This window comes from Streptomyces sp. YIM 121038, assembly GCF_006088715.1.
GTDB lineage: Bacteria > Actinomycetota > Actinomycetes > Streptomycetales > Streptomycetaceae > Streptomyces.
In genome coordinates this window covers 5,456,095-5,481,486 of the sequence record NZ_CP030771.1, presented here as the reverse complement: position 1 = coordinate 5,481,486, position 25,392 = coordinate 5,456,095, and the positions used below count along the sequence as shown (strand labels likewise).

The 25,392-nt window shown below is 72.2% G+C and carries 23 protein-coding genes; 10 read left to right on the top strand and 13 right to left on the bottom strand.

From position 1 onward, the window contains the following. Positions 1-73 precede the first annotated feature (73 nt). Entirely contained in the window at positions 74-1,276 is a 1,203-nt protein-coding gene (locus tag C9F11_RS23380) for a sensor histidine kinase (RefSeq protein ID WP_138961113.1), read from the bottom strand. A 105-nt stretch (positions 1,277-1,381) separates the two neighbouring features. Here C9F11_RS23380 and C9F11_RS23375 point away from each other — a divergent pair, with 105 nt between their 5' ends. Then, entirely contained in the window at positions 1,382-2,410 is a 1,029-nt protein-coding gene (locus C9F11_RS23375; RefSeq protein WP_138961112.1) for an SAM-dependent methyltransferase, read from the top strand. On the opposite strand, the gene C9F11_RS23370 is transcribed toward C9F11_RS23375, so the two are convergent. After that, positions 2,375-3,517: an NADH-quinone oxidoreductase subunit D gene (locus C9F11_RS23370; protein WP_138966889.1), complete on the bottom strand. Its 1,143-nt coding sequence runs from the start codon at positions 3,515-3,517 to the stop codon at positions 2,375-2,377. The two genes, C9F11_RS23375 and C9F11_RS23370, sit on opposite strands and share 36 nt — an antisense overlap. 114 nt (positions 3,518-3,631) lie before the next feature. Between C9F11_RS23370 and C9F11_RS23365 the strand changes: the two genes are divergently transcribed. Further along, a complete protein-coding gene (locus C9F11_RS23365) occupies positions 3,632-4,144 on the top strand; it encodes a PH domain-containing protein (RefSeq protein ID WP_138961111.1) in 513 nt (170 codons plus the stop codon). Positions 4,145-4,212: 68 nt separating this feature from the next. Next, complete coding sequence (locus C9F11_RS23360) at positions 4,213-5,499, top strand: PH domain-containing protein (RefSeq protein WP_249402217.1); 1,287 nt, start codon at positions 4,213-4,215, stop codon at positions 5,497-5,499. A gap of 252 nt (positions 5,500-5,751) precedes the next feature. On the opposite strand, the gene C9F11_RS23355 is transcribed toward C9F11_RS23360, so the two are convergent. From C9F11_RS23355 to C9F11_RS23340, 4 genes are all read right to left on the bottom strand, one after another. After that, a complete protein-coding gene (locus C9F11_RS23355) occupies positions 5,752-6,825 on the bottom strand; it encodes a hypothetical protein (RefSeq protein ID WP_138961110.1) in 1,074 nt (357 codons plus the stop codon). A 159-nt stretch (positions 6,826-6,984) separates the two neighbouring features. Then, entirely contained in the window at positions 6,985-7,947 is a 963-nt protein-coding gene (locus C9F11_RS23350) for an ABC transporter substrate-binding protein (protein ID WP_138961109.1), read from the bottom strand. Between the two features lie 71 nt (positions 7,948-8,018). Then, the gene (locus C9F11_RS23345; RefSeq protein ID WP_138961108.1) at positions 8,019-8,699 is read right to left on the bottom strand and encodes an ABC transporter permease; all 681 of its coding nucleotides are present in this window, start codon (positions 8,697-8,699) and stop codon (positions 8,019-8,021) included. After that, positions 8,696-9,436: an ABC transporter permease gene (locus C9F11_RS23340; RefSeq protein WP_138961106.1), complete on the bottom strand. Its 741-nt coding sequence runs from the start codon at positions 9,434-9,436 to the stop codon at positions 8,696-8,698. The genes C9F11_RS23345 and C9F11_RS23340 overlap by 4 nt, the downstream gene beginning before the upstream one ends. A 308-nt stretch (positions 9,437-9,744) precedes the next feature. On the opposite strand from C9F11_RS23340, the gene C9F11_RS23335 reads away from it, so the two are divergent. Continuing rightward, entirely contained in the window at positions 9,745-10,902 is a 1,158-nt protein-coding gene (locus C9F11_RS23335) for a betaine/proline/choline family ABC transporter ATP-binding protein (protein ID WP_138961105.1), read from the top strand. A gap of 183 nt (positions 10,903-11,085) precedes the next feature. Here C9F11_RS23335 and C9F11_RS23330 read toward each other — a convergent pair whose 3' ends face one another. Continuing rightward, the gene (locus C9F11_RS23330; protein WP_138961104.1) at positions 11,086-12,219 is read right to left on the bottom strand and encodes an alpha/beta hydrolase-fold protein; all 1,134 of its coding nucleotides are present in this window, start codon (positions 12,217-12,219) and stop codon (positions 11,086-11,088) included. Between the two features lie 280 nt (positions 12,220-12,499). On the opposite strand from C9F11_RS23330, the gene C9F11_RS23325 reads away from it, so the two are divergent. The 6 genes from C9F11_RS23325 to C9F11_RS23300 all read left to right on the top strand — a co-directional run bounded on the left by C9F11_RS23325 (position 12,500) and on the right by C9F11_RS23300 (position 17,535). Then, positions 12,500-14,317 (top strand): phosphatidylglycerol lysyltransferase domain-containing protein, encoded by a 1,818-nt coding sequence (locus C9F11_RS23325; RefSeq protein ID WP_138961103.1) that lies wholly within the window; start codon positions 12,500-12,502, stop codon positions 14,315-14,317. Positions 14,318-14,347: 30 nt separating this feature from the next. Beyond that, the gene (gene folP / locus C9F11_RS23320; RefSeq protein WP_138961102.1) at positions 14,348-15,232 is read left to right on the top strand and encodes a dihydropteroate synthase; all 885 of its coding nucleotides are present in this window, start codon (positions 14,348-14,350) and stop codon (positions 15,230-15,232) included. Beyond that, positions 15,229-15,858 carry a nuclear transport factor 2 family protein gene (locus C9F11_RS23315; RefSeq protein ID WP_249401851.1) on the top strand — a complete coding sequence of 210 codons (630 nt, stop codon included), beginning with the start codon at positions 15,229-15,231 and terminating at the stop codon, positions 15,856-15,858. The genes folP and C9F11_RS23315 overlap by 4 nt, the downstream gene beginning before the upstream one ends. 176 nt (positions 15,859-16,034) lie before the next feature. After that, positions 16,035-16,394 carry a dihydroneopterin aldolase gene (gene folB / locus C9F11_RS23310; RefSeq protein ID WP_138961101.1) on the top strand — a complete coding sequence of 120 codons (360 nt, stop codon included), beginning with the start codon at positions 16,035-16,037 and terminating at the stop codon, positions 16,392-16,394. Further along, entirely contained in the window at positions 16,391-16,987 is a 597-nt protein-coding gene (folK, locus tag C9F11_RS23305; RefSeq protein WP_138961100.1) for a 2-amino-4-hydroxy-6-hydroxymethyldihydropteridine diphosphokinase, read from the top strand. Before folB ends, folK begins: the two co-directional genes overlap by 4 nt. Positions 16,988-17,046: 59 nt before the next feature. After that, positions 17,047-17,535, top strand: coding sequence for a DUF3180 domain-containing protein (locus C9F11_RS23300; protein ID WP_138961099.1), 489 nt, complete (start codon positions 17,047-17,049; stop codon positions 17,533-17,535). A gap of 186 nt (positions 17,536-17,721) precedes the next feature. On the opposite strand, the gene folE is transcribed toward C9F11_RS23300, so the two are convergent. From folE to dacB, 6 genes are all read right to left on the bottom strand, one after another. Beyond that, positions 17,722-18,327, bottom strand: a complete 606-nt coding sequence (folE, locus tag C9F11_RS23295) for a GTP cyclohydrolase I FolE (protein ID WP_138961098.1) — start codon at positions 18,325-18,327, stop codon at positions 17,722-17,724. 113 nt (positions 18,328-18,440) lie between these two features. Beyond that, a complete protein-coding gene (ftsH, locus tag C9F11_RS23290) occupies positions 18,441-20,477 on the bottom strand; it encodes an ATP-dependent zinc metalloprotease FtsH (protein WP_138961097.1) in 2,037 nt (678 codons plus the stop codon). Between the two features lie 203 nt (positions 20,478-20,680). Continuing rightward, positions 20,681-21,241, bottom strand: coding sequence for a hypoxanthine phosphoribosyltransferase (gene hpt / locus C9F11_RS23285; RefSeq protein ID WP_030679974.1), 561 nt, complete (start codon positions 21,239-21,241; stop codon positions 20,681-20,683). Between the two features lie 76 nt (positions 21,242-21,317). After that, positions 21,318-22,403: a tRNA lysidine(34) synthetase TilS gene (tilS, locus tag C9F11_RS23280; RefSeq protein ID WP_138961096.1), complete on the bottom strand. Its 1,086-nt coding sequence runs from the start codon at positions 22,401-22,403 to the stop codon at positions 21,318-21,320. Positions 22,404-22,640: 237 nt separating this feature from the next. After that, a complete protein-coding gene (locus C9F11_RS23275) occupies positions 22,641-23,762 on the bottom strand; it encodes a zinc-dependent metalloprotease (RefSeq protein WP_138961095.1) in 1,122 nt (373 codons plus the stop codon). Positions 23,763-23,854: 92 nt separating this feature from the next. Next, positions 23,855-25,378 (bottom strand): D-alanyl-D-alanine carboxypeptidase/D-alanyl-D-alanine-endopeptidase, encoded by a 1,524-nt coding sequence (gene dacB, locus C9F11_RS23270; RefSeq protein ID WP_249401850.1) that lies wholly within the window; start codon positions 25,376-25,378, stop codon positions 23,855-23,857. Between the last annotated feature and the right edge of the window lie 14 nt (positions 25,379-25,392).

Here is a 25,392-nt window from a genome sequence, read left to right as displayed (position 1 = left end):
CGGGCGGAGTCAACCACGGACGCGCGGTGGCGGTGCACCGGGACGCCCGGTCCCGATGCGCCGGTGACAGGTGTCAGTGTGCGGGTTTGAGCGGCAGCAGCGCGCTGATGCGGAATCCGCCGCCCGGACGCGGGCCCGCGTCCAGGGTGCCGCCGACCATGCCGACGCGCTCGCGCATGCCGATCAGGCCGTGGCCGCTGCCGTCCGCGCCGCCGTCCTCGTACAGCTCGTGCGGGGCGCCCTTGCCGTCGTCCTCCACGAGCAGCCCGAGGCCGTCGTCGAAGTAGACGAGCCGGACGCTGGCCCCGGCGTTCTCACCGCCGTGCTTGCGGGTGTTGGTGAGGGCCTCCTGCACGATGCGGTACGCGGTCAGCTCCACGCCGCTGGGCAGCGGGCGCGGGGTGCCCTCGACCTTGAAGTCGACGGGCAGACCGGCGCCGCGCACCTGCTCGATGAGCTCGTCGAGCTGCTCGACGTCCGGCTGCGGGACGTACTCCCCGCTCTCCTCGTGCTCACCGGTGCGCAGCACGCCGAGGAGCCTGCGCATCTCCGCGAGCGCCTGGCGGCCGGTGCCGGAGATCGTCGCGAGGGCCTGCTTGGCCTGGTCGGGCGCCGCGTCCAGGACGTATGCCGCGCCGTCGGCCTGGACGACCATCACCGACACGTTGTGCGCGACGACGTCGTGCAGCTCGCGGGCGATGCGGGCGCGCTCGGCCGCGACCGCGACCTTGGCCTGCGCCTCGCGCTCCTTCTCCAGGCGGGCGGCGCGCTCCTCCAGCTGCGCGAGGTAGGCGCGGCGGGTGCGGATCGAGTCACCGAGCACCCAGGCGAGGGCGAACGGAACGATCATGAAGACGGTGTAGAGCACCTTGCCCCACATTCCGGCCGATGTCTCCGGCCAGCGCAGCTGTGACAGCGGCGCGGCCGCGAGGCCGCCGGTGAGGGCGAACCGCGAGGCCCACTTGGGGCCGTCGGCGGCCGCCGTGTAGATGATCACGAGCATCGCGAAGTTCGCCATGTTCGGCCGCACGTCGCCGGCCATCTGCACGAGGCCGATCACCGCGGCGAGCACCAGCATGTGCTCCGTGAACCGGCGGCGCAGCGCCACCACCAGGCACAGGCCGATGACGACCGGGATCACCACCAACGTGGGGTCGTGGCCATCCGAGTCGGCGACGGCCACCACGCTCAGCCCGGAGAGACCGAGGAGAACGAACGCCCAGAAGGCGTCGACCCCCGTCGGGTGTCTGCGGAGAAAGTCATAGAGGCGCTGCACGTAACCCAGCGTAGGCAACCGGTCCGGGCCCCCGGGTCAACCCGAGGTGCGATCCGTACGGCCGTCTCGTACTCCCCAAGGTGGAGGCCGCATAGCCTTCTCGCTGTGACGCACGAGGCACAGCGAGCGGCAGGACACCCCGCGCGGGGCTGGCGGGAGGCCACCGAGGAGGCCCTGTACGGGCCGTACGGCTTCTACCGCAGGCCCGAGGGCCCCGCGGGGCACTTCCGCACCTCCGTGCACGCCTCGCCCCTGTACGCGGCCGCGGTGGCCCGGCTCCTGCGCCGCGTGGACGCCGCGCTCGGGCACCCCCGGGAGCTGGCGTTCGTGGACGTGGGCGCGGGCCGCGGCGAGCTGACGACGGGCGTCCTCGCGGAGCTGCCCGCCGACGTGGCGGCCCGCACGCGCGCGTACGCGGTGGAACGCGCCGCACGCCCCGAAGGCCTCGATCCGCGCGTGCGGTGGTGTGCCGCCCCGCCCGCCGGGACGAGCGGCCTGCTCTTCGCCAACGAGTGGCTCGACAACGTCCCCCTGGACGTCGCGGAGACCGCCCCCGACGGCTCGGTGCGCCAGGTCCTCGTCCACGAGGACGGCGCCGAGGAGCTCGGCGGCCCCCTGGCGGGCCCCGACGCCGACTGGCTCGCCCGGTGGTGGCCCCTGGGCCCCGAGCCCGGCCTGCGGGCGGAGATCGGCCGCCCCAGGGACGCGGCCTGGGCGGCGGCCGTCGCGACGCTGGACCGCGGCCTCGCGGTCGCCGTCGACTACGCCCACACCCGGGACGCGCGGCCGCCCTTCGGGACGCTGACGGGCTTCCGCGAGGGCCGCGAGACGGTGCCCGTGCCGGACGGGGGCTGCGACATCACCGCCCACGTGGCGCTCGACGCCTGCGCCCTGCCCGGCGGACGGCTGCTCACCCAGCGGGCCGCGCTCGCCGCCCTGGGGGTGCGCGGCGGCCGCCCGCCGCTGGCCCTGGCCTCCGCCGATCCGGCCGCGTACGTACGCGCCCTCACGCGCGCGGGCGAGGCGGCGGAGCTGACCGCGCGGGGCGGGCTCGGGGACTTCGGCTGGCTGACGCAGCCGGTGGGGATCCCGGACCCGCTACTTGTCGATGTCGCCGACCACGAAGAACAGTGACCCCAGGATCGCCACCATGTCGGCGACCAGCTGTCCCGGCAAGAGCTCGGTGAGCGCCTGGATGTTGTTGTACGACGCCGAGCGGAGCTTGAGGCGGTACGGGGTCTTCTCGCCCTTGGACACCAGGTAGTAGCCGTTGATGCCGAGCGGGTTCTCCGTCCACGCGTACGTGTGGCCCTCGGGGGCCTTGAGCACCTTCGGCAGACGCTGGTTGATGGGCCCCTGGGGGAGGTCGGCGATCCGGTCCAGACAGGCATCCGCGAGGTCGAGGGCGTTGTGCGTCTGCTCCAGGAGGCACTCGAAGCGCGCCAGACAGTCGCCCTCCTCGCGGGTCACCACCTTCAGGACGTCACCCAGCTCGCCGTACGCCAGATACGGCTCGTCGCGGCGCAGATCGAAGTCCACTCCGGAGGCACGGGCGATGGGACCGCTCACCCCGTAGGCATGCACCGCCTCTTCGGAGAGCACGCCCACGCCGCGCGTGCGTCCCCGGAAGATCTCGTTGCCGAGCACCAGACGGTCGTACACGTCCATGCGGGAACGCACCGAGGCGACGGCCGCCCGCGCGCGGGCGGTCCAGCCCGCGGGCAGGTCCTCCTTGAGGCCGCCGACCCGGTTGAACATGTAGTGCATCCGGCCGCCGGAGATCTCCTCCATGACGTTCTGGAGCTCCTCGCGCTCCCGGAAGGCGTAGAAGACCGGGGTGATGCCGCCCAGCTCCAGCGGGTACGAGCCGAGGAACATCAGGTGGTTCAGCACGCGGTTCAGCTCGGCGAGCAGCGTGCGCGTCCACACCGCGCGCTCGGGCACCTCCATGCCGAGCATCCGCTCCACGGCGAGCACCACGCCCAGCTCGTTCGAGAACGCCGACAGCCAGTCGTGGCGGTTGGCCAGCATCACGATCTGCCGGTAGTCGCGCGCCTCGAAGAGCTTCTCCGCGCCCCGGTGCATATAGCCGATGACCGGCTCCGCGTGCTGGATGCGCTCGCCGTCCAGGACGAGGCGCAGGCGCAGCACGCCGTGGGTGGACGGGTGCTGCGGCCCGATGTTCAGCACCATGTCCGTGCTCTCGGCGGCACCGCCGACCCCGACCGTCGTCTCGGTCAGCTCCGTACCCGCCACTGTCCGCGTCTTCCCGTGCTCCGTCGTGGGGCTCATGCGCACAGTCTGACGCACGGGCGCGGCCACGCCACTGTCAGATGCCGTACGTAGGCTGGGGGCATGGAGACGGGGACGGGGGCGCCGGGGACGGCGCCCGGCGCGGACGCGGGCGAGCCGGTGTGGACCGGGCTGCCGCGCGGGCTGCTGAAGATGCGCCGGATGCTGCTCGTGGTGTGGCTGGTGCCGATCGCGGTGGCGCTCGGGGTGCTGCTCGGCCTGTTCGCCGGACCCGTCTGGGCCGTCCTCGCGGCCCTTCCGCTCGCCCTCGCGGCCTGGGGCTGGGTCCTCCTGGAGCGCAACTGGCGCTCCTGGCGGTACGCGGAGCGGGTCGACGACCTGCTCATCAGCCGCGGCGTGCTGTGGCGCGAGGAGACGGTCGTGCCGTACGGCCGCATGCAGCTCGTCGAGGTGACCTCGGGGCCCGTGGAGCGCTACTTCGGCCTGGCGGGTGTCCAGCTGCACACCGCGGCGGCCGCCACGGACGCGCGCATCCCCGGCTTGGAGCCCCAGGAGGCCGAGCGCCTCCGCGACCGCCTCACCGAGCTCGGCGAGGCCCGATCGGCGGGGCTGTGACCGGGGAGCCGGCCGCCGGGCCGCGCGCGGAGGCCGCGCCCGAGCCGCAGGCCGGCGGGGACGGCCCGGTGGAGCGGCGGCTGCATCCCGTGACACCGCTGCGGCGGGCCTGGGCGCCCGTCGCCGTGCTCATGGGCTGGGCCTTCCACGACCCGGACGGCGCCCAGCGCCGCATGGCCGACATGACCGCCACCTCGCTCGCCCTGGTCGCCACGGCGGTCGTCGTCGGCGGCTCCCTGTACGGCTTCCTCAGCTGGTGGTACACGCACTACGCCGTCACCGACACCGAACTGCGCATCCGTACGGGCCTGGTGTTCCGGCGCACCGCGCACATCCGGCTCGACCGGCTCCAGGCCGTCGACCTGACCCAGCCGCTCGTGGCCCGCGTCGCCGGCGTCAGCAAGCTGAAGCTGGACGTCGTCGGCACGGACAAGAAGGACGAACTGGCCTATCTCGGCGAGCGCGACGCCACCGCGCTGCGCGCCGAGCTCCTCGCGCGGGCGGCCGGTTTCGCCCCCGAGACGGCCCACGAGGTCGGCGAGGCGCCCTCGCGGCAGCTGCTGCACGTGCCGCCGCGCATGCTCGCCGTCTCCGTCCTGCTCACCGGCGCGCCCTGGCTGCTGCTGCTCGCCACGCTCGTCGTCCCGACCGTCCTGTGGTTCCTGACGCACAGCGTGTGGACGGTCATCGTGACCGGCCTCCCCATGCTCGGCGGCGCCTTCGCCAGCAGCGTCGGCCGCTTCGTCGGGGAGTACGACTGGACGGTCGGCGAGTCCCCGGACGGTCTGCGCCTGGACCACGGGCTGCTCGACAAGGCGCACGAGACGGTGCCGCCGGGCCGCGTGCAGTCCGTACGGCTCGTGGAGCCGCTGCTGTGGCGCCGGTTCGGCTGGGTGCGGGTCGAGCTGGACGTGGCCGGGTCGGCGAACGGCGTGCTCGTCCCGGTCGCCCCGCGCGCGCTCGCCGAGTCGGTGATCGCGCAGGTCCTGCCGGGGGTGCGGGTGCCGGGCCCGGACGAGCTTTCGCGGCCGCCCGCGCGCGCGTCGTGGTGCGTCCCGGTGTGGTGGAAGGGACACGGGCTCGCCGTCACCGACGCGGTGTTCGCCGCGCGGCACGGTCTGCTCCGGCGGCGGCTCTCGCTGGTGCCGCACGCGAAGGTGCAGAGCGTGCGCCTGGTGCAGGGGCCCTGGGAGCGGTTCAAGGGCGTCGCCGACGTGAAGGTGGACACCGGGGCGGGCCGTACGGTGACGGCTCGGCTGCGGCCCTCCGGGGAGGCGGCGGAGCTGTTGCGGGGGCAGGCGGAGCGCTCCCGTACGGGGCGCCGGGCCGCGCGGCCCGACCGGTGGATGGCCTGACCCTGCCTGCCCTCCGCGGGCAGCGCCACCGCTACCGCGGCGGATGCTTCCCGCCCTCCCACCCAAAACTCCCCGGCCTCACGAGGCCCGGCCCCGACGCGAAGCGCCGCCGCCGAGTGGGCGGCACCGCCGCTACCGCGGCGGAGCTTCCCACCCTCCCACCCGGAACTCCCCGGCCTCACGAGGCCCGGCCCCGACGCGAAGCGCTTGCGGGTGGGTCTGTCTCCAACGGCCCTCGCCGGGCCCTCTGCATCAGGCGCGCAGCGCCGTGCGGAGGCCCTTCAGGTCGATCTGCTCCGTCTCGTCGTGGGCGGTCAGGTCGATGACCTGGCCCACGCCGCGCTCCGCGTCGGTCGTCGCGTCCGACGGCTTGAACTCGGCCTCGGCCTCCGCCTTGTGGACCGCGAGGGCCTCCTCGCCCACGACGTCGGCGAGGTCCTCGTTCTGCACGGCGTCGAGGGCGGCCGGGGCCGCGCCCTTCGTGCCGAAGAAGTCGAAGCCGCCCTCTCCGGCGGTCCTGCGGGCCTGCGCGGGCGGCACGACGGCCGCCGCGGCCGGAACCAGCAGGTGTGCGCCCGCCGCGCGCTCGTGGCCGTCCACGGCCTCGTCGGCCGCCTCAGGCTCGTCGGCTGCCTCGGCCGCCTCAGGGGCGCTCAGCTCTTTGTCGTCCGCCTCGGCCTCCGGGGCGTCGGAGGCGTCGAGGTCCTCAACGGCCTCGACCTCGACCTCGACCTCGATCTCGGCCTCGGCCTCGCCGTGCCGCCCCGTCAGGCGGTCGAGCGCCGCGTTGGCCCGCTCGTACAGCGAAGCCTCGGGCGTGTCTTCCTCGGCGTCCTCCGCAGAGCCCGCCGGGAGCGCCCGTGTGGACGTCGTGGCCTCGATGGCGAGCAGCCGCCGCCCTTCGAGGGCACTGGCCCGCTCGGTCTCCGCCGTGGCGTACCGGCGCAGCAGCGCGGCGTGTTCGTTGCGCAGCGCGGCCAGCTCCGCCCGCTTGGAGCGCAGCTTGTTCTCCAGCTTGGAGCGCAGCTCACGCGCCTCGTCGAGGTCGGACTCGCACTCCGCTATGCGCTCCTCGTAACGCCACTCCTCGCTCGCGCGCGCCCGGCCGAGCTCCGCGACCCGCTTGCCCGCGGCCCGGTCCCAGCGGCGCATGACGACGGAGCCCAGGACGGCGCTCGCGGCCGCGGCGGCGGCGAGCCCGCGCAGCACGACGGGTTCCGCGAACAGCCAGGCGCCGCCGGCCGCGGCGAGGGAGAAGCCTGCGACCGCCGACGGAGGAAGCAGCCTGTGCAGTGGTGGGGAATGGCGGTGACGTCCACGTGGCATGGCCAGAAACTTACCGCGCGTAGGCGAAGTCTGGTGCCCCGCCCGCCAAAATCCCGGTGCCCCCACCGCAACTCCCCACCCCGCCGAGCCACTTCTTCTCCGACCGGCCACTTCACCGCCTCCGGCCGGATTCCGCAACCCGGCACGCGATCTCCGCGCTTACTTCTCGATCAGGCCCTTGGACTTCAGATAGTCCTTCGCGACATCGCCTTCCTTCTGGCGCTCCTCGTCGACCTTGCGGTTCAGTTCGATGAGATCGTCCGTCGTGAGCGTCTTGGTGAGCTTGCCGAGCGCGTCGGCTATCTCCTTGTCGCCCGCCGACTTCTCGTTCACGACGGGAAGGATGTTGTCGGCGTTCTGGAGCTTCTTGTCGTCCTCCAGGATCACGAGGCCGAAGTTCTTCAGCGTCGCGTCCGTGGTCGTCGTCAGGACCAGTTGGTCCGTGCCGTTCTTCACGGCCTGCTTCGACTGGGTGGTGCCGACGCCCTTGGGGTCGATTCCGGCGACGTCGATGCCGTACTTCTTCTTCAGGCCGGGGGCGCAGAACGGCCGCGTCTCGCATTCGTCACCGGCGGCGATCCTGACCTTCTCGCCGGACTTGCCAAGATCCGAAAGCGTCTTGAGCTTGTGCTCCTTCGCGTAATCCTTGGTCACCGCGAACGCGTTCTGGTCGACCGCGCCGCCCGCCGGAAGCGCCTTGAGGCCGCGCGGCTTCGCCAGCTTGGCCAGTTCGCTGACCGTGGCCCCGAGGTCACTGGACGCGACCGGCTCGGCGTCCGAGCCGTTCTTCTTCAGGTTCAGGAATTCCGTGAGCGTGGCCGCGTATTCGGGGGCGACGTCGATGGAGCCCTTCTTCAGCTCCGGCTCGTACACCTCGCGGTTCTGCACCGTCTTCACCGACGCGTCGTATCCGGCGTCCCGCAGCACGCCCGCGTACAGCTCGGCGAGCACCTTCTGCTCGGTGAACCGTGCCGAGCCCACCACGATCGCGCCCTTGCCGCCGACCGAGTCCTTGTCGTCCTCCAGGCTGTCGCCGCCGCACGCGGCGAGGCCCGCGCCCAGCGTCACGACGGCCACGGCCGTCCCTGCCATCCGTCGCGCGCGACGCGTTCTGCTGTTCATCGGTGAACCACCATTCGAGAGTTTCAAGACCACGGGTGTGAAGAGAGGGGGCCCCAGGCCCCGTCAGGCGCTCAGGCACGCATACGGGACCGCCCCCGCATCGGGTCGCAGGCCCACCCCACCGCGACGAGCACACCCTCCACCGCCAGGGCCAGCAGCGCCACCAAGAAGGCGCCCGCGACCACCTGCGGCGTGTTCTGCAGATTGAACCCGGCCGTGATGATCCGGCCCAGGCCGCCCTCGCCCGCCATCGCGGCGAGCGTCGCCGTGGCGACGACCTGCACCGCGGCCGACCGCACCCCCGTCATGATCAGGGGGTACGCCAGCGGCAGCTCGACCCGCCCGAAGACCTGACGGCCGCTCATCCCCATGCCGCGCGCTGCCTCGACCACCGAGCGGTCCACCTCGCGCATGCCCACGTAGGCGTTCGTCAGGAGCGGTGGCACGGCGAACAGGACCAGGGCGATCAGCGTCGGCACGTCCCCGTGCTCCCCGAGCGGGGTGAGCGTGAGCAGGATGAGCACGGCGAGGGTCGGCACCGCGCGCCCCACGTTCGAGATGTTCACCGCGAGGGCGCCGCCCTTGCCGATGTGCCCGAGCAGCAGGGCGATCGGCAGCGCGATGGCGCACGACACGGCGAGGCAGACCCCGCTGAAGTAGAGGTGCTCGGCGAGCCGGTGCCACACCCCCTTCTCGCCCTGCCAGTTGGCGGACGTGGTCAGCCACTCATAGGCACCGGATATCGCGTTCATACGGGCTCAGCCACCTTGCCCACACCGGGGGCCGCGTCCGCCTTGCGCGAGAAACGGCTCGTACGTATTCGATGCGCCCGGGTCCACGGGGTGAGCCAGCGCTGGAGCGCGAGCAGCAGCAGGTCGGCCGCGAGCGCGAGCAGGACGCACAGCACCGACGCCGTGAGCACCTGGGCCTTGAACTGGGTGTCGAGGCCGTCGAGGATCATCGTGCCCAGACCGCCCTTGTCCACGATGGCGCCGACCGTGGTGAGCGCCACCGTCGAGACCGTGGTGATGCGCACCCCGGCGAGCAGCGAGGGCAGCGCGAGCGGCAGTTCGACCTCCCACAGCAGCCGCAGTGGGCCGTACCCCATGCCCTTGGCGGCCTCCCGCGCCTCCTCGGGGACCGCGCGCAGGCCCGCGAGGATGTTCCGCACGAGGATCGTCAGGGAGTACAGGACGAGGCCCGTGACCACGAGCGACGCGGACAGACCGAAGAACGGGAGCAGCAGCGAGAACATCGCGAGCGACGGGATCGAGTACAGCACCGTCGTCACGCCGAGGATCGGCGCGGCGAGGAAGCGCCAGCGCCGCGCGAGCAGGGCGAGCGGCAGCGACACCGCCACGCCTATCGCCACGGACGCCGCCGTGATGCCGACGTGCTGCACCGTCGCGTCGATCAACTCCTGACTGCGCGAGCGGACGTACTCGCCGCAGATCCAGTCGTTCGTCACGAGACAGTTCCGCTTGCTCACCCGCCCCGCCTCCCCCGATTCCCCGAAGCCATGCCGATCGGACGTGTGCTCCATCGCACACGTGCCGCGTGTCCTGTCGACCGCACAGGCCGACCCGGTGCGCGGGCCGCGTGCGCCGACCGTGCGCGGCCCCTCCACCCGGGCCCCGCACGGGCCGTGACACGTGCCCAAACGCACACGTCCATCTGTCCCGCGACCCTAACGCCGAGCACTGACAATCGCCGAGACTCGTCGTGCGGGCGCAACACGGCCTTCACAGACGCGGGCGCACCATGGCCCTCTCAGCACACGCGCCACAATGGGGACTCATGATCCGGTTCGAGCATGTGACCAAGCGGTACGCGGACGGCACGACGGCCGTCGACGACCTGTCCTTCGAGGTCAACGAGGGTGAACTGGTCACACTCGTCGGCCCTTCGGGCTGCGGCAAGACCACGACGATGAAGATGGTGAACCGGCTCATCGAGCCCACCAGCGGCCGGATATTCCTCGACGGTGACGACATATCGGACATCGACCCGGTCCAACTGCGCCGCCGCATCGGCTACGTCATCCAGCAGGTCGGCCTGTTCCCGCACAAGACGGTGCTGGACAACACCGCGACCGTCCCGCACCTCCTCGGCGTCAAGCGCGCCAAGGCCCGTGAGCGCGCCGCCGAACTCCTCGACCTCGTGGGCCTCGACCCGGCGGTGTACGGCGACCGCTACCCCGAGCAGCTCTCCGGCGGCCAGCGCCAACGCGTGGGCGTGGCGCGGGCGTTGGCGGCCGATCCGCCGGTGCTCCTGATGGACGAGCCGTTCGGCGCGGTCGACCCGGTGGTGCGCGAGCGCCTCCAGAACGAGTTCCTCCGCCTCCAGCAGGCCGTGCGCAAGACCGTGTTGTTCGTCACGCACGACATCGAGGAGGCCGTCCGGCTCGGCGACCGCATCGCCGTCTACGGGCACGGCCGCATCGAGCAGTTCGACACCCCGTCGACCGTCCTCGGCGCGCCCGCCACGGAGTACGTCGCGGACTTCGTCGGGGCGGACCGGGGCCTGAAGCGCCTCTCCGTGACGCCGATCGAGGAGGGCGACCTGGAGCAGCCGCCGGTCGTGCACCTCGACGACGCGCTGCCCAGGGAGCTGGACGCCCGCTGGGCCGTCGTCCTGGACGGCGACAACAACCTGCACGGCTGGATCTCCGCGGAGCACGCGCGCGGGGGCACCGGTACGGTGCGCGAGCACGCGCGGCGCATGGAGGCGTGGCTGCCGGTGGGCGCGAGCCTGAAGCAGGCGTTCTCCACGATGCTCCAGCACGACGCGGGGTGGATCGCGGTCATCGACGAGCACAGCGAGGGGCGGTTCCTCGGGGTGCTGACGCCGGCGCGGCTGCACGAGGCGCTGCGGCGCTCGACGACGGCGGACGCGCTGGACATCGCGCGCGGGGACGTCGAGCTGGAGAGCGTGGCTACGGTGACGGGCGGCTGAAACGACCGCTCGGCACCGGGGCGCTGAGCAGCCCTTTCAGCCGCCCGCAGGGGCCCCAGGTGCCGAGCGACCCTTCCAGCCGCCAGCAGCGGCACCGGGGTGCTGAGCAGCCCTTTCAGCCGCCCGCAGCGGGCCCCGGGTGCCGAGCAACCGTTTCAGCCCTCCACAAACGGGCCCCGAGGGCTACCGCACGTCCGAGCCCCCCGTAAGGCGTTCGCTCATCCACACCAGGGACCCCGGGATCTCCCGCCGCCACGTGTTGAAGTTGTGGCCGCCGCTGTCGAGGATCATCGACGAGACGCGCGTCGGCGGCTTCACCTTGTCGATGAACTTCAGGGTGTCCTTGTAGTTGCCCTCGCCCTTCTTGCTGCTGCTGAGCAGCAGGGAGGTCTTCGGGGGCGGCATGTGGTCGAGGTACCACATGAGGTTGGCCTGGTTCTCCAGGTCCTTGTCCCCGTGGAAGAGGTTGCCCGTGGTGACGTCCTGGGCGGCCTTGTAGTAGCCGGACAGGCTCGCCCCTGCGCCGTACACGTCGGGGTGGTGCATCGCGAGCTTCAGCGCGCAGTAGCCGCCGGTGGAGTCGCCGATGATGCCCCAGGAGTCGGGCTTCTTGCCCGCGCGGTAGTGCTGGGTGATGGCGTCCGGCAGGTCGCGGGCGAAGAAGGTCTCCGCCTGCGGGCCGCCGGGGATGTCCACGCACTCGGTGTCGCGCGGCGGCGCCACGGTCGGCCGGAGCATGACCAGGATCATCGGCTGCATCTTGCCCTGCCGGACCTGCTTGTGGGCGGTCTGCGGGTAGTGCAGGCCCTTGATGAGCGCCTCGGCGGTGCCGGGGTAGCCGGTCAGGACGACGGCCGAGGGGAAGGTGCGGTGCTTGTACTGCGGCTGGAAGTACTCCGGCGGCAGGTAGACGTACGCAGGGCTGGCGATCTTCGAGTTCCGGCCCTGGACCTGGACCTTCTGGATCTGGCCGCCGACACGGGGCGTCTCGCCGCCGGGGACGTCCACGGTCTGGGTGTCGGTCACCTTGACCGGGCCCTTCTCGCCCTTGAGCACGTCGTGGTCCACGACGACGCCCTGTTCGGTCTCCTGGCCGAGCAGGTCCGCCCAACTGGCGTAGAACCCGAACGCCTGGTTGGTGTAGAGACCGATGGAGGCGAAGACCGCGACCTGCGTGGCGAGGAGCAGCCCGACGCGCCCGGTGATGGCGCGCCAGCTGCGGCGTGCGAGCCGCGGCCACAGCCAGATCGTGCCGATGAACAGCAGCACGGCCAGCGCGATCGCGAGTGCCAGCACTTTGTTGCTCGTGAGACCCATGGGAAGATCCTGCCTGCGCTTTCTGCCTGTTCACTCCCGGGGGCCGGAAGGGCGGGCTCCGGACTCGGGTCAGAGCCCTGGCCCGGGTTTGGCCGGGGCTTTCCTCGGCCTTGCCATGCCTTTTCCGCCAGCTTTGAGCTGGTTTTCCGGTTCGGAGTGAACCCGTGTCCCCGAAGGACCGTCCTAGAGGGCGCAATATTGCCGGTTGCCGGTTTTGGCACCGGATCGAAGCTCTCTCGCGGAACTACGGGATGCGATGTCTGTCAGGATAGATGGGGAAATGTCGGGTGTGGTTCCAGAAGGTAAGGGTGGGCTGCGCCGCATCCTCCGCGGCCCCCGCCCCGAAGCCGTCCCCACCCTGGTCGCCAGAGCCTGCACGCTCGTAGGGCTCCTGAACGTGGCGGCGGGGGTGTTCCCCCGCTTCCGCCACAGCCGTCTGCACACGTTCGCCGAGGTCCTGCCCGGTCTGTTCGGGCCGTTCGCCGCCGCGCTCGCGCTCAGCTGCGGCGTGCTGCTCCTGCTCCTCGCGCACGGTCTGCGCCGCAACAAGCGCCGGGCGTGGCGCGCCGCCGTGGTGCTGCTGCCGCTGGGCGCCGTGGCACAGTTCACATACCGTCACTCGTTCATCGGCGTGTTGATCCCGATCGCGCTGCTCGTGCTGCTGCTCCGGCACCGCAAGGAGTTCGCCGCGCTGCCCGACCCGCGCAGCCGCTGGCGGGCGCTCGCCAACTTCGTGGTGCTCGGCGCCGGGTCCCTCGCGCTCGGTCTGGTGATCGTCAGCGTGCACCCGGACAAGGTCGTGGGCGACCCCAGCATCTCCGAGCGCCTGATGCACGTCCTGTACGGCCTCTTCGGCGTCGAGGGCCCCGTGGACTACACGGGCCGCACCCCCTGGACCGTCGGCTTCTCCCTCGGCGCCCTGGGCCTGCTCACCGCCCTCACCACCATCTACCTGGCCTTCCGCCCGGAGCACCCGGCGGCACGCCTCACCGAGGACGACGAGACCCGCCTGCGCGAGCTGCTCGCCAAGCACGGCGGCCGCGACTCCCTCGGCCACTTCGCGCTGCGCCGCGACAAGGGCGTGGTGTTCTCGCCGAGCGGCAAGGCCGCGGTCACGTACCGCGTCGTGTCGGGCGTGATGCTGGCCTCCGGTGACCCCATCGGCGACGTCGAGGCCTGGCCGGGCGCCATCGAGCGCTTCATGGACGAGGCCAAGGCCCACTCCTGGACGCCCGCCGTCATGGGCTGCTCCGAGACGGGCGGCCAGGTGTGGACGCGCGAGACCGGCCTCGACGCCCTGGAGCTGGGTGACGAGGCGGTGGTGGAGGTCGCGGATTTCTCCCTGTCCGGGCGCGCGATGCGCAACGTGCGCCAGATGGTCAAGCGGATCGAGCGCAATGGCTACGAGACGCGCGTACGGCGCATCCGTGACCTCGGCGAGCAGGAGCTGGAGCGCATCCAGCGGGCCGCCGACGACTGGCGGGGCACCGACACCGAGCGCGGCTTCTCCATGGCCCTCGGCCGCATCGGCGACCCCTCGGACGGCGACTGTCTGATCGCGACCGCCCACAAGACCGACGAACAGCCCGGTCCGTACGGCGACTTGAAGGCCGTGCTGCACTTCGTGCCGTGGGGCAAGGACGGCGTGTCGCTCGACCTGATGCGCCGTGACCGCAGCGCCGACCCGGGCATGAACGAGCTGCTGATCGTGGCCGCGCTGCAGGCCGCCCCGCAGCTCGGCATCGCGCGCATGTCGCTGAACTTCGCGATGTTCCGCGCCGCCCTCGCGCGCGGCGAGAAGCTGGGCGCGGGGCCGGTCCTGCGGGCCTGGCGCGGACTGCTCGTCTTCCTCTCCCGCTGGTTCCAGATCGAGTCGCTGTACAAGTTCAACGCCAAGTTCCAGCCACGCTGGGAGCCGCGCTTCGTGGTCTACCGCTCCAGCCGCGACCTTCCCCGGATCGGCTTCGCGGCCATGCAGGCGGAGGGCTTCGTGACCCTCGCGCTGCCGCGGTTCCTGCGCCGCCGCACGGCGGGGCCCCGCCCCTGCCCGCACCAGTCGGTGCGCTCGGCCGAGCAGCACGAGGTCCGCGCGGCGTAACACCCGCGCACCCGGGCCTAGGCTGGAGGCATGAGTACGTTGCGCGGGCGGGGATCGGTCGAGGGGCTCCCCCAGTGGGACCGCTGTGCGGTCATGGGTGTCGTGAACGTGACCCCCGACTCCTTCTCCGACGGCGGCCGCTGGTTCGACACCACGGCCGCCGTCAAGCACGGCGTCGACCTGGTCGCCCAGGGCGCCGACCTGGTCGACGTGGGCGGCGAATCGACCCGTCCGGGCGCCCCCCGCGTGGACGAGGACGAGGAGCTGCGGCGCGTCGTGCCCGTCGTACGGGACCTGGCCGCCGAGGGCGTCACGGTGTCCGTGGACACCATGCGCGCCACCGTGGCCCGCCAGGCGCTCGCCGCGGGCGCGGTGCTCGTGAACGACGTCTCCGGAGGACTCGCCGACCCGGACATGGTCCCCTCCGTGGCCGCCGCGGGCGCGCCGTTCGTGGTGATGCACTGGCGCGGCTTCCTCACGGACATGCACGCCAAGCCGGTGTACGAGGACGTGGTCTCCGAAGTCGTCGACGAGATCCACGCGCGCGTGGAGGCCGCGATCGCGGGCGGCATCGCCCCGGAGCGGATCGTCGTCGACCCGGGCCTCGGCTTCTCCAAGGACGCCGAGCACGACCTGGCCCTCGTGGCCCATCTGGAGCGGCTGCGCGACCTCGGCCGCCCGGTGCTCGTCGCGGCCTCCCGCAAGCGCTTCCTCGGCCGGGTCCTCGCGGGCCCCGGCGGCTCGCCGCCCCCCGCCCGCGAGCGGGACGCGGCCACGGCCGCCGTCTCCGCGATCGCCGCCCACCAGGGCGCCTGGGCGGTCCGGGTGCACGAAGTACGCGCGACGGCGGACGCGGTACGCGTGGCGCAGGCCGTGACGGACGCGGGCTCGGCCGGAGCGGCGGGCGCTCGGTGACCCGCGCCAGAACGGACATCGAGCAGGTCGAAAGGGCGAACACCGCCTTCTACGAAGCGCTGGAGCGCGGCGACTTCGACGCGGTCACGGACCTCTGGCTGGACCCGGCGGACCTCGCGGACGGCACCGGCAGCGGCGGCCCGTCGAGCCTGACCAGCGCCCTCTCCCGCCTCCCCGTGGACCTGGAGGACGACGAGGACCCCGGCGCTCCCGACGGAACGGACGACGACAGCCGCGACGGCGGCGCCGACGGATTCGGCGAGGACGCGGACGACGGCGCCGCGATCTCCTGCGTCCACCCGGGCTGGCCGGTCCTCACCGGCCGCGGCGAGGTCCTGCGGTCGTACGCGCTGATCATGGCCAACACCGAGTACATCCAGTTCTTCCTCACCGACGTGCGCGTCAGCGTGGCCGGGGACACGGCCCTGGTGAGCTGCACGGAGAACATCCTCAGCGGCGGCCCGGCGCCCCGCGAAGGCGACGAGCTCGGCCCGCTCGTCGGACAGCTCGTGGTCGCCACGAACGTGTTCCGCCGCACGTCCGACGGCTGGAAGCTGTGGTCGCACCACGCGTCACCCGTACTCGCCGAGTCCGGCGACGACGAGGACGACGAGAGCCCCTCCTGAGGGGGTGGGGCCCCGCCCCGAGTGGGTAGGGGCACCGGCGGACGCCGGTGGCGGGGCCTTCCGGCGGCCCCGCGGGCGAACGCTGTCGGTGCCCGCAGGTAGATTCGAATGTGGCTGGGGTGCCGACCGCACTCGGCAGGGACCGGCCGTACCGACGACTGTCAGGAGTGATTCGCGTGGATCGTGTCGCGCTGCGCGGCCTGAAGGCCCGCGGGCACCACGGTGTCTTTCCGCGGGAACGCGAGGAGGGCCAGACCTTCATCGTGGACCTGGTCCTGGGTCTGGACACCCGTGCGGCCGCTGCCGACGACGACCTGGCGAAGACCGTGCACTACGGCATCGTGGCGGAGGAGGTCGTGGCCGTCGTGGAGGGCGAGCCGGTGAATCTCATCGAGACGCTCTCCGAGCGCATCGCCCAGGCCTGTCTGAAGCACGACGGCGTCCTGGAGGTCGAGGTCACCGTGCACAAGCCGGACGCCCCGATCACCGTCCCGTTCGACGACGTGACCGTCACCATCACCCGGAGCCGCGTATGAGCCCCCACAGCGACCCCACCGTCCAGCCGGTCCCCGCCTCCGTGGTGGAGCAGGTGGACGCCGCCGACACCACGCTCTCCAACCCCCACCGCGCCGTGCTCTCCCTCGGCGCGAACCTGGGCAACCGCCTGGAGACCCTCCAGGGCGCCGTCGACGCCCTGGAGGACACCCCGGGCCTGCGCGTCAAAGCGGTCTCCCCCGTGTACGAGACGGAGCCCTGGGGCGTCGAGCCCGGCTCGCAGCCGTCGTACTTCAACGCGGTGGTGGTCGTGAAGACCACCCTCCCCCCGGCCTCGCTCCTGGAGCGCGCGCAGGCCGTCGAGGAGGCCTTCCACCGGGTCCGCGACGAGCGCTGGGGCGCCCGCACGCTCGACGTGGACATCGTGGCGTACGCCGACGTCGTCTCGGACGACCCGGCGCTCACCCTGCCGCACCCGCGCGCGCACGAGCGGGCCTTCGTGCTCGTCCCGTGGCACGACGTGGAGCCGGAGGCACGGATCACCGGCCGCGGCCCGGTCGCGGACCTGCTCCAGGACGTCACCCGCGAAGGCGTCACGCCGCGCCCCGACCTGGAACTCCGCCTGCCCGAGTAGTCGTTAGGGTCTACCGAGAAGGCGGCAGCGGGACACAGGCAAAAGGGGCGACCTCCGGAATGAAGCAACTGCGCGTGAGGACGCTGGCAGGCCTCTTCGTCGTCGCCGGAGTGCTCTCCTGGGCGGGCGCCCGGCTGTGGAACTCCGTGGACACGCTGCCGCGCGTGCCCCTCGCCGCGCCCATCGTCCTGGCGGTGATCGCCGTGGTGCTCCTCGCCACGGCGATCTCGCTGCGCGCCCGGCTGCGGGCCCAGCGCGAGCGGCGGCCCGGAGCCAAGGGCGTCGAGCCGCTGATGGCGGCCCGCGCGGTGGTCTTCGGCCAGGCGAGCGCCCTGGTCGCGGCCCTGGTGTGCGGGATGTACGGCGGCGTGGGCGTCTTCCTGCTCGGTTTCCTCGACATCCCCGACCGCCGCGACCAGGCGTACTACGCGGCCTTCTCGGTGGTCGCGGGCATCGGCGTGATAGCGGCCGCGTTCTTCCTGGAGCGCGTGTGCAGGCTGCCGGAGAACGGCGACGACGAGCACGGCGGCGCGGCCCCGGCGGCCTGACCCGACAGCACCGTCGCGGTGGCCCGGCGGAGCCCCGCCCGCCCCGGCGGCCCCCAAGGCTGTCCCGGCGGCGTGACACCGGCGCCCCCGCAGCGCCTCACCGGCCCCACAGACGCCTGCGGCCCCCCGCAGGAGCTCCCGCTCCTCCGGAGGGCCGTTACGCCGTGTACGGGCCTCTCAGCGGCCTCAGCGCGCCAGTATCAGGCTCATCGCCTCGGCCCGGGTCGTCGCGTCCCTGAGCTGGCCGCGCACCGCCGACGTCGTGGTCTTGGCACCGGGCTTGCGGATGCCCCGTACCGACATGCACATGTGCTCGGCCTCCACGACGACGATCGCGCCGCGCGCTTCGAGGATGCGCATCAGGGAGTCGGCGATCTGCGTGGTCAGCCGCTCCTGGACCTGCGGGCGGCGGGCGTACACGTCGACGAGCCGGGCCAGCTTCGACAGACCCGTGATCTTGCCGGAGTCCGCGGGGATGTAGCCGACGTGCGCCACGCCGTGGAACGGCAGCAGGTGGTGCTCGCAGAGGCTGACGATCTCGATGTCCTTCACCAGGACCATCTCGTCGTGGCCCAGGTCGAACGTGGTCGTCAGGACGTCCTCGGGCTCCTGGCGGAGCCCGGAGAGTATCTCCCGGTAGGCGCGCGCCACCCGGGCCGGAGTGTCGCGCAGGCCTTCACGGTCCGGGTCCTCGCCGACCGCGATCAGCAGCTCCCGCACGGCGTTCTCGGCCCGCTTCTCGTCGAACTCGCCGATCGAGCCCTCGCCGGCCAGCGTCACGGGGTCGGTCATCTATGCCTCGTTCCTGGTTCCTGGTACTTGCGGACGGCCGAAAAGAGCCGTGCCCCCCAGGCTAGAACCAGGGGGGCACGGCATCCATTCCGGGCCTGCTGAGGCGCGCGGGATCAGCTCTCGGGGCGGTCCTCCGGGGCCACCTCGAGGGACTTGGTCTCTCCGCCGGAACCGCTGGAGGCGGTCACCGCGGGAGAGGCCCCGTTCGCACCGTTCGTCAGGGACAGCTCCTTGGGCGAGAGCACCGGCGGGCGGGTCGACGGCGTGCGCCGCGTGGAACCCGTCCAGGCCGGGCGGGCCGGGCGCTTGACGATCGGGGCGAAGACCTCGGCGATCTCCTCCTTGCCGAGGGTCTCCTTCTCGAGCAGCGCGAGGACCAGGTTGTCCAGGACGTCGCGGTTCTCGACGAGGATTTCCCAGGCCTCGTTGTGCGCGGTCTCGATGAGCTTCTTGACCTCTTCGTCGACCAGCGCCGCGACCTCTTCCGAGTAGTCCCGCTGGTGCGCCATCTCGCGCCCGAGGAACGGCTCGGTGTTGTCGCCGCCGAACTTGATCGCGCCGAGCCGCTCGGTCATGCCGTACTGCGTGACCATCGCGCGGGCCGTGGCGGTGGCCTTCTCGATGTCGTTCGCCGCACCGGTGGTCGGGTCGTGGAAGACGAGCTCCTCCGCCGCGCGGCCGCCCAGCATGTACGCCAGCTGGTCCAGCATCTCGTTGCGCGTGGTGGAGTACTTGTCCTCGTCCGGGAGGACCATCGTGTAGCCGAGGGCACGGCCGCGGGACAGGATCGTGATCTTGTGCACCGGGTCGGAGTTCGGGGAAGCCGCCGCGACCAGGGCGTGTCCGCCCTCGTGGTACGCGGTGATCTTCTTCTCCTTGTCGGACATGATCCGGGTCCGCTTCTGCGGGCCCGCCACGACGCGGTCGATGGCCTCGTCCAGCATGTGGTTGTCGATGAGCTTCTTGTCGCTGCGGGCGGTGAGCAGCGCCGCCTCGTTCAGCACGTTGCTCAGGTCGGCGCCGGTGAAGCCCGGGGTGCGGCGGGCGACCGCCGCGAGGTCGACGTCCGGGGCGACCGGCTTGCCCTTCTGGTGGACCTTGAGGATCTCCAGACGGCCCTGCATGTCCGGACGGTCGACGGCGATCTGCCGGTCGAAGCGGCCGGGCCGCAGGAGGGCCGGGTCGAGGATGTCCGGGCGGTTCGTGGCGGCGATCAGGATGACGCCGCCCTTCACGTCGAAGCCGTCCATCTCGACGAGCAGCTGGTTGAGCGTCTGCTCGCGCTCGTCGTGACCGCCGCCGAGGCCGGCGCCGCGGTGGCGGCCGACGGCGTCGATCTCGTCGACGAAGACGATCGCCGGGGCGTTCGCCTTGGCCTGCTCGAAGAGGTCACGGACACGGGAGGCACCGACACCGACGAACATCTCGACGAAGTCGGAACCGGAGATCGAGTAGAACGGGACGCCCGCCTCGCCCGCGACGGCGCGCGCGAGGAGCGTCTTGCCCGTACCGGGCGGGCCGTACAGCAGCACGCCCTTGGGAATCTTGGCGCCGACCGCCTGGAACTTGGCGGGCTCCTGGAGGAACTCCTTGATCTCGTGGAGCTCCTCGACCGCCTCGTCCGAACCGGCGACGTCGGCGAACGTCGTCTTGGGGGTGTCCTTGGTGATGAGCTTCGCCTTGGACTTGCCGAAGTTCATGACCCGGCTGCCGCCGCCCTGCATCTGATTCATCAGGAACAGGAAGACGACGACGATCAGGACGAAGGGGAGGAGCGACAGCAGGATGCCGACGAAGGGGTTCTGCTTCGACGGCGAGACGGTGTAACCGTCGGGGATCTGCTTGTCCTCGTACTTGGCCTGCAGCATCTTGGCGATGTCGACGCCCTGGTCGCCGATGTAACTCGCCTGGATCTTGCTGCTGCCCTTGACCTTCTGGCCGTCCTTGAGCTCGACCTTGATGGTGTGATCGTCACCGGTCGTGAGCTTGGCCGACTCGACCTTGTTGTCGTTGATGGCCTGCACGACCTGGCCGGTGTCCACTGTCTTGTAGCCGCCACCCGAACCGACGACCTGCATCAACACGACCACGGCAAGGACGGCCAGCACGATCCACATGACTGGCCCACGGAAGTATCGCTTCACGTCCATCCACACGGAGCGATGCCGCTCCGTACCTCCTGCCATAGTGAGTTTGATAAAAGACTGTTCTTCGGACGGTACCCCAGCATTGTCACCCGAAGCCGCACGGGACGGCTGGCAATCCCGCCTTCGCATGCTCCAACGGCGGGAAACGGCTGGGGGTTCCCGGGCGTCTTACGCCGCCCGGGCCTCCCCGCGCGAGTCGCGCGCCGTCAGCCGCCGTACACGTGCGGGGCGAGGGTGCCCACGAACGGCAGGTTGCGGTACTTCTCCGCGTAGTCCAGGCCGTACCCGACGACGAACTCGTTCGGGATGTCGAAGCCGACCCACTCGACGTCGATCGCGACCTTCGCGGCCTCCGGCTTGCGCAGCAGCGTGCACACCTTGAGGGACGCGGGCTCGCGCGAGCCGAGGTTGGACAGCAGCCAGGACAGGGTCAGGCCGGAGTCGATGATGTCCTCGACGATCAGGACGTGCTTGCCCTTGATGTCGGTGTCGAGGTCCTTGAGGATCCGGACCACGCCGGAGGACTGGGTGCCCGCGCCGTACGACGACACCGCCATCCAGTCCATGGTGACCGGGGTGGACAGGGCGCGAGCCAGGTCCGCCATGACCATGACGGCGCCCTTGAGCACGCCGACGATGAGCAGGTCCTTGCCCGCGTACTCCGCGTCGATCTTCGCGGCCAGCTCAGCCAGCTTCGCGTCGATCTCTTCCTTGGTGATGAGCACCGACTGGAGGTCGGTGCCCATGTCTTTCGCGTCCACCCGCATCACTTTCGGTCGTCCCACCGGCCCGCGGAGAAGAGTCGGGAAAACAGCTGGAATCAGTTGTAACCGGTCTTCCGCGTCAGCCTTGCCGGATCACCAGTCTGCCACCCTGCCGCTGAGCGACGACTTTGCCCGGGAGATTGATGGCTCCCTGGCCGCGCCATCCGGTGATGAGCCGGTCGACCTCTTCGATGTGCCGGGCGAACAGCGCGCCCGCCGGAGCACCGGCGTCGATGGCCGCCCGCCGCACGATGCGGCGGCGCACCGCGGGCGGCAGGGCGTAGAGCTTCGCGCACTCCAGGCGCCCGTTCGCGTCGCGTACGGACGTCTCGGCCTGGGCGGCCCAGGCGTCAAGGGCGTCGGCGTCGTCCCGGGACAGCTGGGCCGTACGGGCGAGGGCCTCCACGACGCCCTTGCCGAGCGCCTTCTCCAGGGCGGGCAGGCCCTCGTGGCGCAGGCGGGAGCGGGTGTAGGCCGGGTCCGCGTTGTGCGGGTCGTCCCAGACCGGCAGGGACTGGACCATGCACGCCTTGCGCGCGGTCTGCCGGTCGATGTGCAGGAACGGCCTGCGGTAGCGGCCCCGGCGCCCGGACACGGCGGCCATGCCGGACAGGGAGCGGATGCCGGAGCCGCGTGCGAGGCCGAGCAGGACCGTCTCGGCCTGGTCGTCGCGGGTGTGTCCGAGCAGCACGGCGGCGGCGCCGTGGCGGTCGGCGACGGCGTCGAGGGCCGCGTACCTGGCGTCGCGGGCGGCGGCCTCCGGGCCGCCGCCGCGGCCCACCGACACGGCGAGCGACTCGACCGGGTCGAGGCCGAGGGCGGTCATGCGCGCGACGACCTCGGCGGCCCGCAGGTCGGAGCCCGCCTGGAGGCCGTGGTCGACGGTGACGGCACCGGCGCGGATGCCCAGCTTGGGGGCTTCGAAGGCGAGGGCGGAGGCGAGCGCCATGGAGTCGGCGCCGCCCGAGCACGCCACGAGCACGAGCGGCGAGGGGAGCGGCTCGTGTGCGGGGAGCGTCGGACGTGAGGTCGGGGAGGCGTGCGCGTCTGCGTGGGGGGCGTGCGGGGAGTCGAGTTCGCGCTGGGCGGCGACGTCGGTCAGTACGTCGTGAAGTACGCGGCGGACCGCCAGGCGTATCGCCGCGACCGCAGGATGGGGACCCATTCCGGTTGGTTCCCTTCATGAAGTTCGGGGGGTGAGCCTCGGGGCTGTCACTCAGCGCCCTCGCGTGGGGGTCGCGAGGTACGGATCCCATGATCCCCACACAATCGGTCACTGAGAGTGTGTCGATGGTGACAGAACCGAGCCGTTACCCGAGCATTGCACGCCTACCCATGGCTCACGGTCCCTCGGACGGGTGATAACGGGGGCGTTCTCCTGCCGTCGGCCGCATCTGTTCGCTCAGTCTGCCTTACGGTGCACCCGCGCGACCCAGTCCGCTGGTTTGGCGATCTCCGCCTTGGTGGGAAGCGTGTTCGGAGAGGTCCATACGCGGTTGAACCCGTCCATGCCGACCTCGTCGACGACGGCCCGCACGAAGCGCTCCCCGTCGCGGTACTGCCGCAGCTTGGCGTCCAGGCCGAGGAGCTTGCGCAGGGCCTGGTCGAGGCGGCTGGCGCCGCGCTGGCGGCGCTCCTTGAACTTCTCGCGGATCTCGCCGACGGACGGCACGACACCGGGGCCGACGCCGTCCATCACGTAGTCCGCGTGGCCCTCCAGGAGGGACATCACGGCCGTCAGGCGGGCCAGGATCTCGCGCTGCGTCGGGGTCTGCACCAGGTCCACGAAGGAGCGGCCGCCGTCGTCCTCCTCGGCCTCCGGGCGGCCGCCCGCCAGGCTCTGCGCGGCCTCCCTGATGCGCTCGAGGACGGTCATCGGGTCCACCTCGGTCTCCCCGAGGAAGGCCTGGATCTCGCTCTCCAGGTGGTCGCGCAGCCACGGCACGGACGAGAACTGGGTGCGGTGCGTCTCCTCGTGCAGGCACACCCAGAGGCGGAAGTCGTGCGGGTCGACGTCCAGTTCGCGCTCCACGTGCACGATGTTCGGCGCCACGAGGAGGAGCCTGCCGCCGCCGTTCGCCCCGGCGGGCAGCTCGCGGGTGGCGGGGGCGAAGGTCTCGTACTGGCCGAGGACGCGGGACGCGAGGAAGGAGAGCAGCATGCCGAGCTCCACACCCGTCACCTTGCCGCCGACCGCGCCGAGTACGGCGCCGCCCGGGCCGCCGCCGCGCCGGTCCTTCATCTTCTCCAGGAGGGGCTTGAGGACCTCCCGGAACCCGGCCACGTTCGCCCGGACCCAGCCCGCGCGGTCGACCACGAGCACGGGTGTGTCGTGTGTCGCGTCCGTACCCATCCTGGTGAAGGAACGGACGTGCTCCTCCGAGGACTTGGCGTGCCGGCGCAGCTCCGCGACCACGGCGCGGGCCTCGTCCCGGCTCACCTCCGGGCCCGGCCGCACGAGCCGGGTCGCGGTCGCCACCGCGAGATTCCAGTCGACCATCTCCGCACCACCGAGGCTCGTCATGTGTCAACGGTACGTGGTCGGCCGCGCGCGCGTACCGGGTTGGGGCGCCCTTCGGCCGGGCCCGGCGGCGGCGCCGGGCCCGGTGAACGCGGCTACGGGGCGCAGCCGCAGGCGGCGGTCGCCGAGGCCATGGCGTCCAGGGCCGCCTGGGCCCCGACCGCGTCCGTCGTGCCCGTCGTCATGAAGGCGAAGGCCAGGAGCCGCCCGTCGGCGGTGACGACCGTGCCGGCCAGGGCGTTGACACCGGTGAGCGTGCCGGTCTTGGCGCGGACCAGGCCCGTGCCCGGCGACCCCTTCGGGTAGCGGTCGACGAGGGTGCCGGTGAAGCCCGCGACGGGAAGGCCGGTGACCACGGAGCGCAGTTCGGGGTGGCCGCGGTCGGCGGCGCGGGCGAGCAGCGCGGCGAGCAGGTCCGCGCTGAGCCGGTCCTCGCGGTCGAGGCCGCTGCCGTCGGCGAACTTCGCCCCCGACAAGGGGAGGTCGAGCTTCTTCAGGCGGGCGCGGATCGCCCGGGAGCCGCCATCGAAGCTCGGCCGCTGCCCGCTCGCCCTGGCCGCCTCGCGCGCGAGGGCCTCGGCGATGTCGTTGTCGCTGTGGGTCAGCATGCGCTCGACGAGCACGGAGAGGGCGGGCGACGAGGTCCGCGCCAGCTTGCCCGCGCGCGGGGAGGCCTCGCCGCGGGCGGGGTCGCCCTGCACGTCGACGCCCCGCTCGCGCAGCAGGTCCGAGAACTTCCGCGCGGCGTCCGCCGCCGGGTCGGTGCTGCGCGGGGCGGGACCCGAGGTGGAGTCGTCGAGGCGGCCCTCGTCGACCATGAGAGGGCTGACCGGCGTGATGTTCTCGTTCGGCCCGATGGGGTGCTGCGCCGGGCCCGCGTACCGGGAGGTGTCGTAGGCGAGCGTCACCCGGCCCTTGGTGCCGCGCTTCTTCAGGGCGCGGGCCGTGTCGTCGGCCAGGGCGCGCAGGCTGGCGAAGCCCGTCACGTACCGGCCCTCCTTGCGCGCGGTGAGCGTGGGGTCGCCGCCGCCGACGAGGACGACCTTGCGGGAGCCGGGTTCGAGGACGGTCCGCGTGGTGAGCCGGTGGTCGGGGCCGACGGCGGAGAGCGTGGCCACCGCCGTGGCGATCTTCGTGGTGGAGGCGGGTGTCAGGGCGTCGCCCGCGCGCTCGCCGTACAGGCGCTTGCCGGTGGTGACGTCGACGACGACCGCGGCCCGCTCGGGGCCGAGCGCCCGGTCCTTCAGGACCGGGTCCAGGACGTCGGAGAGCGCCTTGCCGCCCGGCTTCGCGCGGGCCGGGGCGCCGAGCCCGGCGAGCACGGCCGGGGCGCTCGGAGCGGCCTGCGGGCCCCGCATTCCCGGAAAGCCGAGGTGATCTGCGCCACCCCCGGCTTCCTGAGAGGCGGCGGAGCGACGCTCCGCCGTACGCTGACCGGAGGAGTCCCAGGGCCCGGCCGCGGTGACCGCCACGGCCGCGACGGCGAGGCCCACGGCGGCGGAGCCCGTCGTGACCTGCCACGTCTTGGCTGTCCGGAGCTGTCCGGCAGGCCCGACGGCAAGCCGCCGCAGCAGCGGCAGCGGCCGCCGAAGCCACCGCCAAGTCATGCGCTCGTCCACGACGACCTGCCCCT